Here is a 16,065-nt window from a genome sequence, read left to right on the forward strand (position 1 = left end):
TGCATCACACCGCGTTTCGGGCACGCTATGACCATGTTCCGACCGCCGTTTCTCGCCCGCGTCGCCGCCGGGGCCGCCGTGTACGCCATCGAGGAAACTCGCCGGCTACCCACTGCCGCAGCGCATTTCCCGATAACCGCCATCAGCCAGCTGCTGCAGACCACGATGCACGCGCAGCAGTTCGTCACCAGCCTCGCCCTGAAGGGCGACGTGGTGTTCGACCGCTTCGTCAACCGCCCGGTCGAACAGCCCGAATGGGCCACCTTCGACGAGGATGCCGAGGACGAGCGCGCCGAGCCCGGGCCCGGCGTCGGCGCGGCCCCGGCAGGTTTCCGCACGGCATCGGAGGGTTTCGGCGCGGCGGAACCGGTTCGCGTGAGCAGTTTCGATCTGTACCCCGAGCCGGCGCTCGATACGGACGAACAGTCGGTGCCCGATGCGGCCGAACGGCCGGTGCCCGACGCGGCGGAGGCGGAAGCGGTGCCGGCGCCGGAATCGGAGACCACCGAACCGGAGGCGCCCGAACCGGCCCGAACCACCGACGCCACAACGGCTTCCACGAACAGCAGCGCCCCCGTCGAGGTGATCGAGCCCGAGGTGGCCACCCGGTACGACTACGGCAGCATGACGCTGGCGCAGCTGCGTGCCCGCCTGCGCATGTTCAGTGTCGAAGATCTCACCGCCCTGCTCGACTACGAGCAGCAGACCCGCGACCGGGCACCGTTCGTGACCATGCTGACGAACCGGATCGCCACCGTGCGGGCCAAGTGACCGACTCGCCCGCCGACCGGGCCGGCGGTTCCGGGAACCGCCCCGCGAATTCGGTCGAGCACCCGTGGCCGGTGCGCACCATCGCCGTCAAGGTCGCGCAGTGGATCGACCGCCTCGGCAGCATCTGGGTGGAGGGCCAGATCACCCAGATCTCGCTGCGCCCGGGCACCCGGACCGCATTCGTCGTGCTGCGCGACCCGGCCGCCGACATGTCGCTGTCGGTGACCTGCGACCCCCAGTTGCTGCGCAGTTCGCCGGTGCCGCTGCAGGAGGGCAGCCGGGTCGTGGTGTACGGGAAACTGTCGTATTTCACCGGCCGCGGCACGATCTCGCTGCGAGTCACCGAAATCAGGGCCGTCGGCGTCGGCGAACTGCTCGCCCGGGTCGAGCGGCTGAAGGCGCTGCTGTCCGCCGAGGGCCTGTTCGACCCGAATCTGAAGCGCCCGATTCCGTTCCTGCCCAAGGCGATCGGGCTGATCACCGGACGGGCGAGCGCGGCCGAGCACGACGTGCTGACGGTGGCCCGCGAGCGCTGGCCCGCGGTCCGGTTCGAGGTCCGCAATACCGCGGTGCAGGGCCCGACCGCGGTGCCGCAGATCCTCGACGCGCTGGCCGACCTCGACCGGAACGCGGATATCGAGGTCATCGTGCTGGCCCGCGGCGGCGGCAGCGTCGAGGATCTGCTGCCGTTCTCCGACGAGACCCTGTGCCGCGCCATCGTCGCCGCGACGACGCCGATCGTGAGCGCCGTCGGCCACGAGCCCGACAACCCGATCTCCGATTACGTCGCCGATCTGCGCGCGGCCACGCCCACCGATGCGGCCGAGCGGGTGGTCCCGGACGCGGCCGCCGAACTGGCGCTGGTCGATGAGCTGCGGGAGCGCAGCGCGGCGGCCCTGCGCGGCTGGGTGAACCGGGAGGCCCGCGCCCTGGACCAGTTGCGCTCGCGCCCGGTCCTGGCCGAACCGCTGCGGCTGCTCGAACAGCGGCACGACGAGGTCGAGCGACTGCGCATCGGCGCCCGCCGCGCCGTCGGGCACCTGCTGGACACCCAGTCCACCGCCACCCGGCACCTGCGCGAGAAGCTCACCGCCGTCGGCCCGGCGGCCACCATGGCCCGCGGATACGCTGTGGTGCAACGGGTTTCGGGCCAGGAGCGACACGTCATCCGCGCCGTGGGCGACGCCCCGCCCGGCACTCAGCTGCGCATCCGGGTCGCCGACGGCGCGATCACCGCCGCCACCCTCGGCAGTCAAGAGCTGGGCGGCACCCGAACACCCCGCACGAAGGAGGGCAACGATGACCGACAGTGACCTCGACGAGATCGCCGCATTCGGCTACGAACGCGCCCGCGACGAGCTGGTCAACGTGGTGAAGATGCTGGAGCAGGGTGGCATGGACCTGGACGACTCGCTGGCGCTGTGGGAGCGCGGCGAGGCGCTGGCGACCCGCTGCGAGGAACATCTGGCCGGGGCCCGCAAGCGCGTCGAGGACGCCCTGTCCCGCCGCGACGAGGCGCAACCATGACGATTCGTCGCGCGGTTCCGGATCTGCGGCCCGCCGACATGGAGCGGACCAGGGCCTTCTACCGGCTGCTCGGATTCGACGAGGTGATGGACCTGGGCTGGATCGTCACCCTGGCGTCGCCGTCGAATCCGACGGCACAGATCACCCTGTTCAGCGCGGATGCCGAGAGCCCGCAACCGGATATCAGCGTCGAGGTCGACGATGTCGATGCCACGCACGACACGATGGCGGCCGCGGGCGCCGAGATCGTCTACACCCTGCGGGACGAACCGTGGGGCGTGCGCAGGTTCTTCGTCCGCGATCCGGACGGCACCGTGGTGAACGTCGTCGGCCACCGCTGACCGATAGAAACGTCGGCCACCACTGACCGGATACGACACCACACCGCGGGCGCCAACAGCGCACACCGGGGTCAGCTGAGCATGCGCACGAGACGCTCGTGCACCTTGCGCCAGGCGTCCGGGCCGAGATCGTGCTCGGCGAGCATCTCCGCCATCCGCACCATCTGCAGGGACCGAACCCGTTGCACCAGACCGGGTTCCGCCGGATCGAGGCCGAGGCCGTCGAGGAACGCGGGCCAGGCGGAGGTGAACACCGCCCGCCCGGAGAAGCTCACCGACCAGGCCCACCACGCCACGTCGTACAGCGGATCGGCCAGCCGCACCGATTCGAAATCCAGTAGCCCCGTGATGGATACGTCCTCGACGAGCACATTCACCGGCGCGAAGTCGCCGTGCGCCAGGACCGCGGGCCGGCCGTCGAACAGGTCGGGCAGATCCGCCAGCACATCCTCCAGCGTCTCGCTCTGCGCGGCACTCAGTGCGGGACGCAGGCATTCGGCCCACGCGTCGGCGCGGGCGGCGAGGTACCGCGGCCGCGCCCAGGAATCATCGAGATCCAGGTCGTCACCGGATATTTCGGAGAAATCGGCCAGCATCGCGCCCATCGACCACGCCACCAGCGGAAACCTCGGCGTGGTGAGCCCGGTCTCCGGACTGTCCGGCACCGGAACGCCCGGCAGCGCCTCGAACACGGCCCACGGCGGATCCGCGTCGAGGTCCGACCGTCTGAGCACCGGAATCGCAATTCCCTTGTCGGCGGCGGATTCTCGCAGCGCATCCATGACCCGCACCCGTCGCTCGCCGTCGGCGCGGTGGTGGTAACGCTGCAGCACCACGCGGGTCTCATCGGCGAGAGTCACTATGTCGGTGCGGTTCCGGACGCCCCATTCGGCGGGTACCGCCCCGCTGACGGGTTGACCCACCGCCTGCTCGAGCCAGCCGATGTCCGCGCGTTCCACTTGCCTGACGTTAGCGGGAGTACCGGTCCCGACGCTACGAAACGCTCCCAGCCGGGCGTCGGGATCCACGGGGGACGGCTACGGGGAGACCGGTTGCGCCGTTCCGACCGCGCCGGCCAGGGCCCGGTAGACCCCCTCGTTACCCGCGCCCTTGATGAGCACCCGGACCGAACCGAAGTCGGTGACCCAGGCCGGTTCGTCGTCCCCGACGTGATAGATCGTCCAGGTGTGCCCGCCGACCTCCTGGGTACCGCCGGGACTGCGCGTGTTGAGCACGTGATCGGCCAGCGCGCCGGCGGCGGCGTCGCTCTGGCTCAGACGCATGTAGGTGCCCTGCGGCGAGATGTAGCCGACCGTGCTGACCGCTCCCCCGCCGCTGCCGCTGACCGCGTCGCGACTGCCGGAGTTGGCCTGCCACCCCTCCGGCAGACCGGGGTCCCGGATCGGGAACGGCAGCGTGCGCGCGTCGTCGCGCAGCGCGGCGTGCACATCGAACGCCGGAATCCGCCCCGGCGTGGGCCCGTCGGCCGAGAAGCTGCACTGGCTGGCGATCGCCGCGATCGCCAGGCAGATCAGCACCAGGGGAATCAACGACCAGAACAGATCCCGGTAATCGTGCTGGCTGCGCGGCTTCTGGTACGACACGCAACCAGTATCCACGCGATCCGCGGCGCCGCCTCGCACGGCCTCCCGCGCACGAGACCTCGGCCACGCCCGCGGACCACCCGCGTCCCGTTCACGCAGATCGGCGACCCGATCCGAATGCCCTGCGCACGCCGATCCGATCCCGCCGAAAGTGGAACGCCAGTACCTGATGAGCGAGGCGAACCGTCTGCGACAATTCACCCAGCAGTAGACAACTCGAGGAGGCACCACATGACGGCACCCAAGCCCGCAACGAGCCGCCGTGAGGCCCCGGACCGCAACCTCGCGCTGGAGTTGGTCCGGGTGACCGAGGCCGGCGCGATGGCAGCGGGCCGCTGGGTCGGCCGCGGCGACAAGGAGGGTGGCGACGGTGCCGCCGTCGACGCGATGCGTCAACTGGTGTCCACGGTGTCCATGCGCGGCGTCGTCGTGATCGGCGAGGGCGAGAAAGACGAGGCGCCCATGCTGTACAACGGCGAGGCGGTCGGCGACGGCACCGGGCCCGACGTCGATTTCGCCGTCGACCCGATCGACGGCACCACGCTGATGTCGAAGGGCTCGCCGGGCGCGATCGCGGTGCTGGCGGTGGCCGAGCGTGGCGCGATGTTCGACCCGTCGGCGGTGTTCTATATGGAGAAGATCGCCGTCGGGCCCGAGGCCGCCGACGTCGTCGACCTGGCCGCCCCGATCGCGGAGAATCTGCGCCGGGTGGCCAAGGCCAAGAACTCCTCGGTATCCGACCTGACGGTCTGCGTCCTCGACCGCCCCCGGCACGCCCGCCACATCCAGGAGGTGCGCGACGCCGGCGCCCGCATCCGGCTGATCTCCGACGGCGACGTCGCCGGCGCGATCGCCACCGCCCGCCCCGACTCCGGCACCGACATGCTGGTCGGCACCGGCGGCACCCCCGAGGGGATCATCGCCGCGGCCGCGCTGCGCTGCATGGGCGGCGAGTTGCAGGGCAAGCTGGCGCCCAAGGATGACGAGGAGCGCCAGAAGGCCCTCGACGCCGGCCACGACCTGGACCGCATCCTGTCCACGGAGGACCTGGTGGCCGGGGAGAACGTCTTCTTCTGCGCCACCGGCGTCACCGACGGCGACCTGCTGCGCGGCGTGCGCTACTTCAGCGGCGGCGCGTCCACCCAGTCGATAGTGATGCGCTCGAAGTCCGGCACGGTGCGCATGATCGACGCCTACCACCGGCTCACCAAGCTGCGCGAATACTCCTCGGTCGACTTCAGCGGCGACGAGCAGGCGGTACCGCCGATGCCGTGAACCGCGGCGGCGCGGTACCCCGCGGTCGCTGTGCCGAACCACTGTCGCTGTGCCGAACCACTCAGGAGGGGCGGCACAATTCGGCCGGCCTCGGGCATAGGGTCGGACCTATGACCGAGGACGAGACGCAGTACCGCATCGAGCACGACACCATGGGCGAGGTCCGCGTTCCGGTGAACGCGCTGTGGCGTGCTCAGACGCAACGAGCTGTCGAGAACTTTCCGATCAGCGGCCGGGGGCTCGAGCGCGCCCAGGTCCGCGCGCTCGGCCTGCTGAAGGCCGCCTGCGCGACGGTGAACAGGGATCTGGGCCTGCTCGAGGCCGGCAAGGCCGACGCTATCGTCACCGCCGCCACCGAGATCGCCGACGGCCGCCACGACGACCAGTTCCCGATCGACGTGTTCCAGACCGGCTCGGGCACCAGCTCCAACATGAACGCCAACGAGGTCATCGCGAGCCTGGCCGCCGGCGCCGGGGTGACGGTGCACCCCAACGACGACGTGAACATGTCGCAGTCGTCCAACGACACCTTCCCCACCGCCACGCATCTGGCGGCCACCGAGGCCGTGGTGAAGGATCTGATCCCCGCCCTGGATCACCTGCGACTGCGGCTGCTGGACAAGGCGACCGAGTGGCGCACCGTGGTGAAGTCCGGCCGCACCCATCTGATGGACGCCGTGCCCGTGACGCTGGGCCAGGAGTTCGGCGGCTACACCCGCCAGGTCGAGGCCGGGATGGAGCGGCTGCTGGCGACGCTGCCGCGCCTGGGCGAGCTGCCGATCGGCGGCACCGCGGTCGGCACCGGGCTCAACGCCCCCGCCGGTTTCGGCACGAAAGTCGTTGCGGAACTGCGCACGTCGACCGGACTCGACGAATTGTCCGAGGCGCGCGATCATTTCGAGGCACAGGCCGCCCGCGACGGGCTGGTGGAGGTGTCGGGCGCGCTGCGCACGATCGCGATCAGCCTCACCAAGATCGCCAACGACATTCGCTGGATGGGCTCGGGCCCGCTGACCGGCCTGGGCGAGATCCAGCTGCCGGATCTGCAACCGGGATCGTCGATCATGCCGGGCAAGGTGAATCCGGTGCTGCCCGAGGCGGTCACGCAGGTGGCCGCGCAGGTGATCGGCAACGACGGCGCGGTCGCGTGGGGCGGCGGCAACGGCGCCTTCGAGTTGAACGTCTACATTCCGATGATGGCCCGCAACGTGCTCGAATCGATCCGGCTGCTGGCCAATGTGTCCCGGCTGTTCGCCGACAAATGCGTCGCGGGGCTGACCGCCGATGTCGAACGGCTGCGCCGGCTGGCCGAATCTTCCCCCTCCATCGTCACGCCGCTGAATTCCGCCATCGGTTACGAGGAAGCGGCCGCGGTGGCGAAGGAAGCGTTGAAGGAACACAAGACGATTCGCCAGACCGTGGTCGACCGCGGACTGGTCGGTGAAAAACTCTCCGAAGCGGAACTCGACCGGCGACTGGATGTGCTGTCGATGGCGAAAGTGGACGAAGAGAAATAACCGGTGTGCTGGTATCGCCGCGACTCCGCGGCGATACCAGCACACCCCGAATGTTCCGGCATCAGACGCCGATCACGGCGCGGAGCTGCTCGAGCACGGCCACGAAGAATGTCGTGCCCTGGTCCAGAAGCCACGAGAGGTCGCCGATTATCATTTTGGTCTCTCCTTTCCTGCCACCGCTCACCGAGCGGATACTGGCTAATCGCAGGCAACCGGCCCGCTGTTTCATCCGAATTCACCGATTCCGGCGACCCCCGGTCGGCCGCCGGAGCTATGGTCATCGGTCCCCGGAAATGGACGTACGATCATTTCACCGTGATCGTGCGACCTCTTCCTCGTAGCACCGCAGTTCGATATTGTTCGCCGCGTTGTCGGCGTACTTCATCATCAGATCGAATGCCCGCGAACCCAGGAACCGGTTGCGCGCGCGAATACCCCACGCGGTCTTCGGCGCCAGGAAGTGACCGGCGTTGGAATTGCCCGCGATCTTGGCGTAGCGCCGCATGATCTCGTCGTAGCGGGCATACGCGGCGGTGTGGTCACCGGCCGCCGCCGCGAGTTCGCCCGCCAGTACATAGGCCCCGACGACGGCGAGACCGGTTCCGAAGCCGCCCAACGTATTTCCGTAGGCGGAATCGCCCACCAGCGCGACCCGTCCGGCGGTGTAGCGCCCCTTCATCCGGACCTGGCCGAGCGAATCCAGATAGAAATCGTCCAGCTCCTCGAGCTGCGCCAGCATGCCGGGTACCCCGCCGCCCATGCCGGAGAACTTCTCGGTGACGATCCGGCGTTGTGCCGCAATATCTTTGCGATCGCAGTCGAGTTCGGGCGCGGCGAACATGTACATCTGCGACGCCTTCGCGCCGCCTCGGACCGCCAGCAGACCCGGCTCGTTCCAGGCATGCGAGACAGTGCGCTCCCGCCGCTCCGGGTCGCCGCCCCATCCGGGCGCACCGGCCAGGCAGTAGTAGTACCCCAGATGGCGCACGTAGTCGCGCTCCGGACCGAAGGCCAGCCGCCGCACCGCCGAATGGATTCCGTCGCAGCCCACCACGAGATCGAAGCCGCGGGCGGGCGCGCGTTCGAACCGCACCCGCACACCGCGCTCGGTCTCGGTGAGTTCGGTGATCGAGTCGCCGAATACGTACTCACACCTGCCCGCGGTGCGCGCACAGAGCAGTTCGGCCAGGTCGCCCCGCAGGATCTCGACATCGCCGCCGGTGAATTCCCCTGATATCACGGCCTTTTCGCGGCCCGACTCGTCCAGACAGACCATGTCGGTCCGGCCGGTCCGCCGGCGCTCCACTTCTTCCCACATCCCCATCCGCTCCAGCACGGCACGGTGCGTCGCGCCCTTGAAGTCGACGGCCTGCCCGCTGCGGCGCAGCGCCGGGGCGCGCTCGATCACGGTGACGTCGAACCCGTACCAGTCGAGCCAGTAGGCGAGCGCGGGCCCGGCGATGCTCGCGCCGGAGATGAGGACGGTCTGATTACGCACGGCAAGCTCCATCAATTTAATTGCGTCTGGTGGACGCTTATTAGCGTATGGTGGACGCAGTTTGATCGTCAAGAACTTCTTCGAGAGCATGGACACCATGTCGGCACCGACCACTCTCGACTTGCTGTGGGGCACCCCGCAGCGGCCCAGGCGCGGCCCCAAGCCCTCCCTCTCGGTGGAGCGGATCGTCACCGAAGCGATCGCGCTCGCGGATGCCGAGGGCCTGGCGAACCTGTCCATGCAGCGCCTCGCCGAGCGGCTGGGCTGCGCGAAGATGGCGCTGTACCGCTACGTGCCGGGCAAGACGGAACTCATGGCATTGATGCTGGACGCGGCGATGGGCACACCGCCGGGCGCCACGGCACCGGAAACGGGCGAGACCCCCTCGCGGCGGCCCGCATCACCCGAATCCCCTCCCGCACCACGTGATCCGGCGATCCGGCGCGATCAGCTGCGCCTGTGGTCCGAGACCATCTTCGACCGCCTGCGCGCCCACCCGTGGACCCTGGAGGTGGCCACCGGCGTCCGGCCGATGGGCCCGAACGAGATGGCCTGGCTGGAGAGCGCGCTCTCGGCGCTGTCGGGATCGGGCCTGACCGGACCCGAGCGGCTCGATACGGTCGTGCTCCTGCTGGGCCACGTGCGGAGCCTGGTCCAGCAGGTCGGGCCGGCCGGCGCCGACGAGGACCTGGAGTCCCGCCTCGCCGAGCAGATCGGCCGGGTCGTGGCCACCCGCGCGGACGACTATCCGGAGGTGGTCGCGGCCTTCGCCGAACAGACCGCCGCCTCCGCCGATCCGGCCACCGCCCGCAACAACGCCCTGCACTTCGGCATCGATCGCATCCTGGACGGCGTCGCCGCGCTGATGTCCGCCCGCTGATCCGGCAACCGGCTCGGTGCGGCGGAAGCGAAATATCGGTAGGTGAAACCGGGCCGAGAATCGACCACGCGGACGCCGCTGCGCATACAGTCGGATTATGTCCGAGCTACCCGAGTTACAGCAGAGTGCGATCACCACGGTGCGCGAATTCTTCGCGGCACTGGAGGTGGGTGCGGTGGACGAGGCGCTGGACCTCGTCGATCCCGACATCGTCTGGAAGAACACCTCGCTGCCCGACGTCCGCGGCGCCGGCCGAGTCGGCGGGCTGCTGCGCGGGCTGAACCGGCCGGCGTTCGGCTTCCGCGCCGATATGAACCACATCGCCGCGGAATCCAACGGATCCCCCGTCGCGGAGGGCAGCACCGTGCTCACCGAGCGCGTCGACTACCTGCGCGCCGGCCCCGTAGAGATCGAGTTCTGGGTGTGCGGCACCTTCGAGATCGTCGACGGCCGCATCACCCTGTGGCACGACCACTTCTCGTGGGAGAACGTCCTGCGCGGGACCGCCGTCGGCCTCTGGCGTGCCGTCCGCCGCTGAGCGCCGGCCCCGCGCCGGTGGCGCTCAGGACCGCAGGTGCGCCAGCTCCGCCCGCGCCTGTTCACCGGCATCACCGAAGTCGGTGCGGGAGAAGAAGTTCCAGCGCTGCAACAGCGGCGTGAAGACCAGCTCCCCGGTGCGCGCCGGATCGTAGATACCCGCCTCGGCCAGCACCTCGGTGCTGTTGCGGCCGTCCGGCAGCGGAACCTCGGGAACGCGGAAGGCGGCGACCTGGTCGGCGATGGCCCGCGCGGTCTGGTCGGGCGCCAGGTCCAGCGCGGCGGCGATCAGATTGCCGAAGAACACCGTCTGCAACTCGTCGTCGGCGGCGAGCCGCTCGGCGATCGCGGTCACCATCGGGTTCTCCTGCAGCGCGGCCGTATTGCGGTGCCGCACCGCGGCCGACGCCTCCTCGAACGCGCCGGCGGCCAGGATGTCCAGCAGGTGTAGCGCGGGCCGGCGGAATCCGGTGGTCATATGTTCCATCCGGTGCCGCTCCAGCTGCACGGGATCCACCGAACGCGTCACCATCAGGTAGTTGCGGATCAGGATCTCGTGCCGGTTCTCCTCGGCGGTCCACCGGCCGACCCACCGCCACCACGGACCGGTGCGCAGGTACTTGCCGAGTTCCCGGTGATAGGAGGGCAGGTTGTCGGCGATCAGCACGCTGACGGTCAGCGCCAGCTTCGCCACCTCACCGAGCTCGGATTGTCCCGGCTCCCAATCGATTCCGCCGAGAAATTCGAAATTGCGTCCGTCGTCCCAGGGCACGTGGTCGTGCGGCTGCCAGCCGTCGGCCTCGGCCATATGCCGCCGTAGGTTCTCTTCCACCTCGAACGCGAGCGATTCCAACAGCTCGCGGTCGGTCATCAGAGTCTGCACGCCGACAACTTACCCATTCCGCGGCGAGAATGGGGAACCCGAGGCAGATCACGCAGACAATCCACAGCAACGACCCCGGAGACATTGGGATGTCTCCGGGGTCGCGGCCCGGCGGATCTACTTCGGCGTCACCGTGGTCTGGCGATCGGTGGAGTTCCAGCTGATGGAGCCGCCGGTGAAATCGCTCTTCTTACCGGCGTCGGCGTCCTCCTCGTCGGTGGTCGGATAGCCGAGCGAGCCGTTGACGCCGCCGTTGGACTCCCATTCCGTGCGGATGTCGCCCCAGACGATATGCGCCCCGGTCTTCTCGCTCGCGCAGATCGCGCCGCCGGTGAACTCCTGGCACGAGCCGCCCTCCGGGCCGCCGACCGCGGCCGCCGTCGGCTCGCCCAGCGGGCTGGTGGCCCCGCCCGCCTCGTTGTACTTCTGGAGAATGTTGCCGGACACGGCGATCTCGCCGTTCTGGGTCGCGATCTTGGTCTCGGTGGCGGCACCGCTCTCGCCGCCCATCGCGTGCTCCGAGGTGGTGGCGGCCTCCGAGGTGGTGGCCGAACCGGAACTCCCGGAATCATTGCCGTTGTCGTCGTCGTTGCTGCAGCCGGCGAACAGCAGGGTCGCCGCGGCGAGCGTCATCGTGCAGGCAGCCGTGCGTCGAGCGAAGTGGTGCATGTCCATCCTCTCGAAAATGGTTGCCGGTGGCGCCGTTACGACGCCACCGGCAACTCAGGCCGATGATCGGCAATGGTTTGGCGAACTCACAGTCTGCCATCTACAACCATGCCGAACAGGTATCCCAGGGAAATATACCCGGAAACCTGTGAGATGAACCACATACCAAACGTTTGCCACGTCAGGAGTTCGGGCCGTACTCCTCCAGCATCTCGGTCACCAGCGCCGCGATCGGCGAACGCTCGCTGCGCGACAGCGTGACGTGCGCGAAAAGCGGGTGCCCCTTGAGCTTTTCGATCACGGCGGCCACGCCGTCGTGCCGGCCGACGCGTAGGTTGTCGCGCTGTGCGATGTCGTGGGTCAGCACCACCCGCGAGCCGCTGCCCAACCGGCTCAGCACCGTCAGCAGCACGTTGCGCTCCAGCGACTGGGCCTCGTCGACGATCACGAACGAGTCGTGCAGCGAGCGGCCCCGAATGTGGGTGAGCGGCAACACCTCGAGCATGCCGCGCGAGAGCACCTCCTCCATGACCTCCTGGCTGGCCAGGCCGTCCAGGGTGTCGAAGACCGCCTGCGCCCAGGGCCCCATCTTCTCGCTCTCGGAACCCGGCAGATAACCCAGCTCCTGGCCGCCGACGGCGTACAGCGGGCGGAAGACCACCACCTTGCGCTGGGATCGCCGCTCCAGCACCGCCTCCAGGCCCGCGGTCAGCGCCAGCGCCGATTTGCCGGTGCCCGCCTTGCCGCCCAGCGACACTATGCCGATGCTCTCGTCCAGCAGCAGATCCAGGGCGATGCGCTGCTCGGCGGAGCGGCCGTGCAGTCCGAACGCCTCCCGGTCGCCGCGCACCAGCTGCAACCGCTTGTCGGGGGTCACCCGCGCCAGCGCACCGCCGCTGGCGCCGACCAGCCGGATCCCGGTGTGGCAGGGCAGCTCCCGGGCCTCGTCGACATCCACGACGCTCTCGGCGTAGAGCCGGTCGACGACCTCGGGGGCCACCTCCAGTTCGGCCATGCCCGTCCAGCCCGAGGTGATCACGTCCTGCGCGTGATACTCGTCGGCGTGCAGGCCCACCGAACTCGCCTTCACCCGCATCGGAATGTCCTTGGACACCAAGGTGACCGAACGGCCCTCGGCCGCGAGGTTGAGCGCACAGGCGAGGATGCGGGAGTCGTTGGACTCGGTGCGGAACCCGACCGGGAGCACCTCCGGATCGGTGTGGTTGAGCTCCACCTGGAGCGTGCCGCCCTCGGTGCCGATCGGCACCTGCTCGTCCAGCCGGCCGTGCAGCACCCGCAGGTCGTCGAGCATGCGCAGGGCCTCCCGCGCGAACCAGCCGAGTTCGTGATGGTGTCGTTTACTTTCCAGTTCGCTGATCACGACCAGCGGTAACACCACGTGATGCTCGCCGAAACGCGTGACGGCCCAGGGGTCCGACAGCAGCACGGAGGTGTCGACGACGAAGGTTTTCTGCCCGGATTTCTGGGCGGATTGCGCGGCGGGAGCTCCCTTTCCGGAGCGTGCGCTCTGCGTGGAGCGGGCTTTCGCCGAGGGAGCGATGACGGAGCGTGCATCAGTCACGGTGGGCTCCTTTGTTGTTCGCACGGCACCCGCACGAACGGTTCTCGCTGGGCCGGTCCGCCCCGGGGTCAGTGGACCCGAGGGCCGGGTGCCGGCCCCCTCGTACTGAGTTGCTCAGCCACGATCAGGACCTCCCGCACGAGCCACACCGCCGCGGCCCGCACCAACGACGTTACTGCCGATCCGCGATTCCGGCTCCCGGGATCTCAGGCGTGTCGGTGAATATGTCGTTAACGCCGCGGCCGCCCGGGCGTGTCCGCGTGACCTGGCCCGAACCCGAATACGCAGGCAGCCGAAGCGGACCCGGTCCGCGCAGGTCTCCGCCGACCCGCGCCGAATCCGGTGCCGACTCGCCCGAAAATTCATGTCGGCGGCGGAGGCCACCGGCCGCTTCGGACACCGATTCGGGGGTACCCGCCGCGCGGCCGAGATTGTGAAACGCCTTTGCGCCGAACCGAGCAACAGTGCGGCCACCCCCTTCCACCCCGGGGCCGATCGGAGTAGGCGAGCCAGTCGGCTCGGGCCGCCCGATACACCGGATGCGTCCGGTCCTCCGGTGCGTCCGACGGCCGCCGGACCCAGCCGTGAAAGGGCTTACGGCCGTATCGAACTCGCTAGCTGTTCAATAGCTCCAACAGAACCGAGACGTGGCTGTGCTGCGGGTCCCGGACCGCGGTGACGAGCGTGACGGCCTCGCGCCCGGCCAGTTCGCGGAGGTCGGCGAGTCCCCGCTGTGGCGATTCGGCCGAGAGTTCGTCGAGGTACTTGCGCCGGAACTCCGCCTGCCGGTGCTGCGGGTCGGCGTGGAACCAGCGGCGCAGCTCGTTCGACGGCGTCACGTCCCTGATCCACTCGTCAATGTGTGCCTGCTGTTTGCTGATGCCGCGCGGCCACAGCCGGTCGACGAGCACCCGCGTGCCGTCGGAATCCTCGGGCTCCTCGTAGACGCGCTTCACCCGGAACCCGGACCGCCGTTGCCGCGTCATGGCTCCATCGCAGCACAATCGCCGGCCGAGGCACCAGCTCCGGGCCGTGGCAGCAGATAGAGTCGAAGCATGGCCGATGGTGAGCAGTGGGAGCAGTTGTCGTCGAAGGAACTGCACGACCGCGCCGTGCAGCGCGCCGTCCGGCACGGCGACATCCGGTTCCTGTGGCGGCTGCTCGAGCAGATCCCAGCCGCCGCGGCCGCCGCAGGCGATATCGGCGAGAGCGAGGCCGACATCAAGTACGTACTGCCGATGCTCGACGACTACGTGCACTCCGGCGAGGGCCGGATCGCCGAGGTGCTGCGGCCGATGTACATCGAATATCTCGCCGAGCACGACTAGCCTGCCGCGCTCTTATACCCGCGGATCGCGGGGCCTACAAGGGCTGATCGTTCCCTGTCTCGCCACCCGGCCGGGCCGTAGCGTCTCGAGTATGAGGATTCCCCCAGAGCCCGGACTTCACAGCGGAGAAGTCGCCGGCGCATGAGCATTCGTCTCGGTCATCGAACAGGGCCCGAACTTCACAGCCGGAAGGTTGCCAACGCATGAGCATTCGTCTCGGTCATCGAGCAGGGCCCGAACTTCACAGCCGGAAGGTTGCCAACGCATGAGTATTCGTCTCGGTCATCGAGCAGGGCCCGAACTTCACAGCCGGAAGGTTGCCAGCGCATGAGTATTCGTCTCGGTTATCAGATGCCGAACTTCAGCTACGCGGACTCGACGCGCGAGCTGTTCCCCGCGGTCATCGCGCAGACCCGCGAGGCGGAGGCGGCCGGTTTCGATGCCGCGTTCGTCATGGACCACTTCTATCAGCTGCCGGGCATCGGGACGCCCGACCAGCCGATGCTGGAGGCATATACCGCCCTCGGCGCGCTGGCCACCGCCACCGAGCGAATCCAGCTGTCCACCCTGGTCACCGGCAACACCTACCGCAATCCGCCGCTGCTGGCCAAGACCGTCACCACCCTCGACGTCGTCAGCGGCGGGCGCGCCGTGCTGGGCATCGGCGCCGGCTGGTTCGAGCTGGAACACCTCGCCTACGGCTACGAGTTCGGCACCTTCACCGACCGCTTCCAGCGGCTGGAGGAGGCGCTGCAGATCATCCAGCCGATGCTGCACGGCGAGCGCCCGAGCTTCGACGGGAAGTGGTACCACACGCGCGAGGCCATCAACGAGCCGCGCATCCGCGACGACCTGCCGATCATGCTCGGCGGCAGCGGCGAGAAGAAGACCTTCGGCCTGGCCGCCCGGTACGCCGATCACCTGAACATCATCTGCGGCGCCTCGGAGCTGCCGCGCAAGATCGAGGCGCTGCACCGCCGCTGCGAGGAGGTCGGCCGCGACCCGAACACGCTGGAGACCAGCTACCTGGCGCTCGTGCTCACCGACGACGACGGTAACCGGGCCCGCAAGCAGGCGGACGAGTTCCTCCAGCAGCTGGCCGCGCAGGACCCGTCCGGCCCGTCGGCAGAGCAGCTGCGCGAGATCCAGGGCGATCGCCAATTCGTCGGCACCCCGGACGAGGTCGCCGAGCAGATCCAGCGCCGCGTCCTCGACCAGGGCGTCGACGGCGTGATCGTCAACATGGTCGCCAACGGCCACGAACCCGGCGTCGTGGAACAGGTCGGCAAGGCCCTCGGCCCCCTGGTTCACAAGGGCTGATCCAGCCTCGTCGTCCACCGGAGAAACCCTCGTATGACGATGCCCGAACTGACCGTCTACCGCCGCCGTGGCTGCCCGTACTGCTCGCGAATGCGGCGAGTGCTGAACCGGCACGGCATCGTTCACCGCGAGGTCGACATCTGGAACGATCCCCGAGCCGCCGAGTTCGTCCGGTCGGTCGCCGACGGCAACGAGACCGTGCCGACCGTGATGCTGCGCACCGCGACCGAGCAACGGCAATGGGTGAACCCGAATCCGAAGTGGCTCATGGCCGTCGTGGCCGCCGATGCGCCGGAACTCACCGGCGGCCCGCGCCGCCTCTGGTCGTGGTAG

Annotated in this window: 18 protein-coding genes; 11 read left to right on the forward strand and 7 right to left on the reverse strand. The window is 69.0% G+C overall.

Annotation, left to right across the window (positions count from 1 at the left end; translation table 11 throughout):
• Positions 1 to 33: 33 nt before the first annotated feature.
• Genes D892_RS0104195 through D892_RS0104210 form a run of 4 tightly spaced genes read left to right on the forward strand, consistent with a single transcriptional unit; the run spans position 34 to position 2,639 of the window.
• Entirely contained in the window at positions 34 to 771 is a 738-nt protein-coding gene (locus D892_RS0104195) for a lipid droplet-associated protein (protein ID WP_024800044.1), read from the forward strand.
• Positions 768 to 2,084 carry an exodeoxyribonuclease VII large subunit gene (gene xseA / locus D892_RS0104200; RefSeq protein WP_024800045.1) on the forward strand — a complete coding sequence of 439 codons (1,317 nt, stop codon included), beginning with the start codon at positions 768 to 770 and terminating at the stop codon, positions 2,082 to 2,084. Before D892_RS0104195 ends, xseA begins: the two co-directional genes overlap by 4 nt.
• Positions 2,071 to 2,298 (forward strand): exodeoxyribonuclease VII small subunit, encoded by a 228-nt coding sequence (locus D892_RS0104205; RefSeq protein WP_024800046.1) that lies wholly within the window; start codon positions 2,071 to 2,073, stop codon positions 2,296 to 2,298. Before xseA ends, D892_RS0104205 begins: the two co-directional genes overlap by 14 nt.
• Positions 2,295 to 2,639 (forward strand): VOC family protein, encoded by a 345-nt coding sequence (locus D892_RS0104210; RefSeq protein ID WP_024800047.1) that lies wholly within the window; start codon positions 2,295 to 2,297, stop codon positions 2,637 to 2,639. The genes D892_RS0104205 and D892_RS0104210 overlap by 4 nt, the downstream gene beginning before the upstream one ends.
• A gap of 71 nt (positions 2,640 to 2,710) precedes the next feature.
• Here D892_RS0104210 and D892_RS0104215 read toward each other — a convergent pair whose 3' ends face one another.
• Both D892_RS0104215 and D892_RS0104220 read right to left on the reverse strand, forming a co-directional pair.
• Positions 2,711 to 3,598 carry a phosphotransferase family protein gene (locus D892_RS0104215; RefSeq protein ID WP_024800048.1) on the reverse strand — a complete coding sequence of 296 codons (888 nt, stop codon included), beginning with the start codon at positions 3,596 to 3,598 and terminating at the stop codon, positions 2,711 to 2,713.
• 78 nt (positions 3,599 to 3,676) lie between these two features.
• The gene (locus tag D892_RS0104220) at positions 3,677 to 4,243 is read right to left on the reverse strand and encodes a DUF4245 domain-containing protein (RefSeq protein ID WP_024800049.1); all 567 of its coding nucleotides are present in this window, start codon (positions 4,241 to 4,243) and stop codon (positions 3,677 to 3,679) included.
• Between the two features lie 231 nt (positions 4,244 to 4,474).
• On the opposite strand from D892_RS0104220, the gene glpX reads away from it, so the two are divergent.
• Positions 4,475 to 5,518: a class II fructose-bisphosphatase gene (gene glpX, locus D892_RS0104225; RefSeq protein WP_024800050.1), complete on the forward strand. Its 1,044-nt coding sequence runs from the start codon at positions 4,475 to 4,477 to the stop codon at positions 5,516 to 5,518.
• Between the two features lie 110 nt (positions 5,519 to 5,628).
• Entirely contained in the window at positions 5,629 to 7,035 is a 1,407-nt protein-coding gene (locus tag D892_RS0104230) for a class II fumarate hydratase (protein WP_024800051.1), read from the forward strand.
• Between the two features lie 310 nt (positions 7,036 to 7,345).
• Here the strand turns inward: D892_RS0104230 and D892_RS0104240 are convergent, their stop codons facing one another.
• Entirely contained in the window at positions 7,346 to 8,533 is a 1,188-nt protein-coding gene (locus D892_RS0104240; RefSeq protein ID WP_024800052.1) for an FAD-dependent monooxygenase, read from the reverse strand.
• Positions 8,534 to 8,594: 61 nt separating this feature from the next.
• Between D892_RS0104240 and D892_RS0104245 the strand changes: the two genes are divergently transcribed.
• Both D892_RS0104245 and D892_RS0104250 read left to right on the forward strand, forming a co-directional pair.
• On the forward strand, positions 8,595 to 9,413 hold the full coding sequence (locus tag D892_RS0104245; protein ID WP_369801731.1) for a TetR/AcrR family transcriptional regulator: 819 nt from the start codon (positions 8,595 to 8,597) through the stop codon (positions 9,411 to 9,413).
• Positions 9,414 to 9,510: 97 nt separating this feature from the next.
• Positions 9,511 to 9,951, forward strand: coding sequence for a limonene-1,2-epoxide hydrolase family protein (locus D892_RS0104250; protein ID WP_024800054.1), 441 nt, complete (start codon positions 9,511 to 9,513; stop codon positions 9,949 to 9,951).
• 24 nt (positions 9,952 to 9,975) lie between these two features.
• On the opposite strand, the gene D892_RS0104255 is transcribed toward D892_RS0104250, so the two are convergent.
• The 4 genes from D892_RS0104255 to D892_RS0104270 all read right to left on the reverse strand — a co-directional run bounded on the left by D892_RS0104255 (position 9,976) and on the right by D892_RS0104270 (position 14,070).
• Positions 9,976 to 10,821, reverse strand: a complete 846-nt coding sequence (locus D892_RS0104255; protein WP_084160926.1) for an acyl-ACP desaturase — start codon at positions 10,819 to 10,821, stop codon at positions 9,976 to 9,978.
• Between the two features lie 129 nt (positions 10,822 to 10,950).
• On the reverse strand, positions 10,951 to 11,502 hold the full coding sequence (locus tag D892_RS0104260) for an LGFP repeat-containing protein (protein WP_024800056.1): 552 nt from the start codon (positions 11,500 to 11,502) through the stop codon (positions 10,951 to 10,953).
• A 181-nt stretch (positions 11,503 to 11,683) separates the two neighbouring features.
• Entirely contained in the window at positions 11,684 to 13,084 is a 1,401-nt protein-coding gene (locus D892_RS0104265; protein ID WP_024800057.1) for a PhoH family protein, read from the reverse strand.
• Between the two features lie 614 nt (positions 13,085 to 13,698).
• Positions 13,699 to 14,070 carry a DUF488 domain-containing protein gene (locus D892_RS0104270; protein ID WP_024800058.1) on the reverse strand — a complete coding sequence of 124 codons (372 nt, stop codon included), beginning with the start codon at positions 14,068 to 14,070 and terminating at the stop codon, positions 13,699 to 13,701.
• 69 nt (positions 14,071 to 14,139) lie between these two features.
• Here D892_RS0104270 and D892_RS0104275 point away from each other — a divergent pair, with 69 nt between their 5' ends.
• From D892_RS0104275 to D892_RS0104285, 3 genes are all read left to right on the forward strand, one after another.
• The gene (locus D892_RS0104275; protein WP_024800059.1) at positions 14,140 to 14,412 is read left to right on the forward strand and encodes a hypothetical protein; all 273 of its coding nucleotides are present in this window, start codon (positions 14,140 to 14,142) and stop codon (positions 14,410 to 14,412) included.
• 327 nt (positions 14,413 to 14,739) lie between these two features.
• On the forward strand, positions 14,740 to 15,732 hold the full coding sequence (locus D892_RS0104280) for an LLM class F420-dependent oxidoreductase (RefSeq protein WP_024800060.1): 993 nt from the start codon (positions 14,740 to 14,742) through the stop codon (positions 15,730 to 15,732).
• A 33-nt stretch (positions 15,733 to 15,765) separates the two neighbouring features.
• Positions 15,766 to 16,065, forward strand: coding sequence for a glutaredoxin domain-containing protein (locus D892_RS0104285; RefSeq protein WP_024800061.1), 300 nt, complete (start codon positions 15,766 to 15,768; stop codon positions 16,063 to 16,065).

This window comes from Nocardia sp. BMG51109 (genome assembly GCF_000526215.1).
Taxonomy (GTDB): Bacteria; Actinomycetota; Actinomycetes; order Mycobacteriales; family Mycobacteriaceae; genus Nocardia.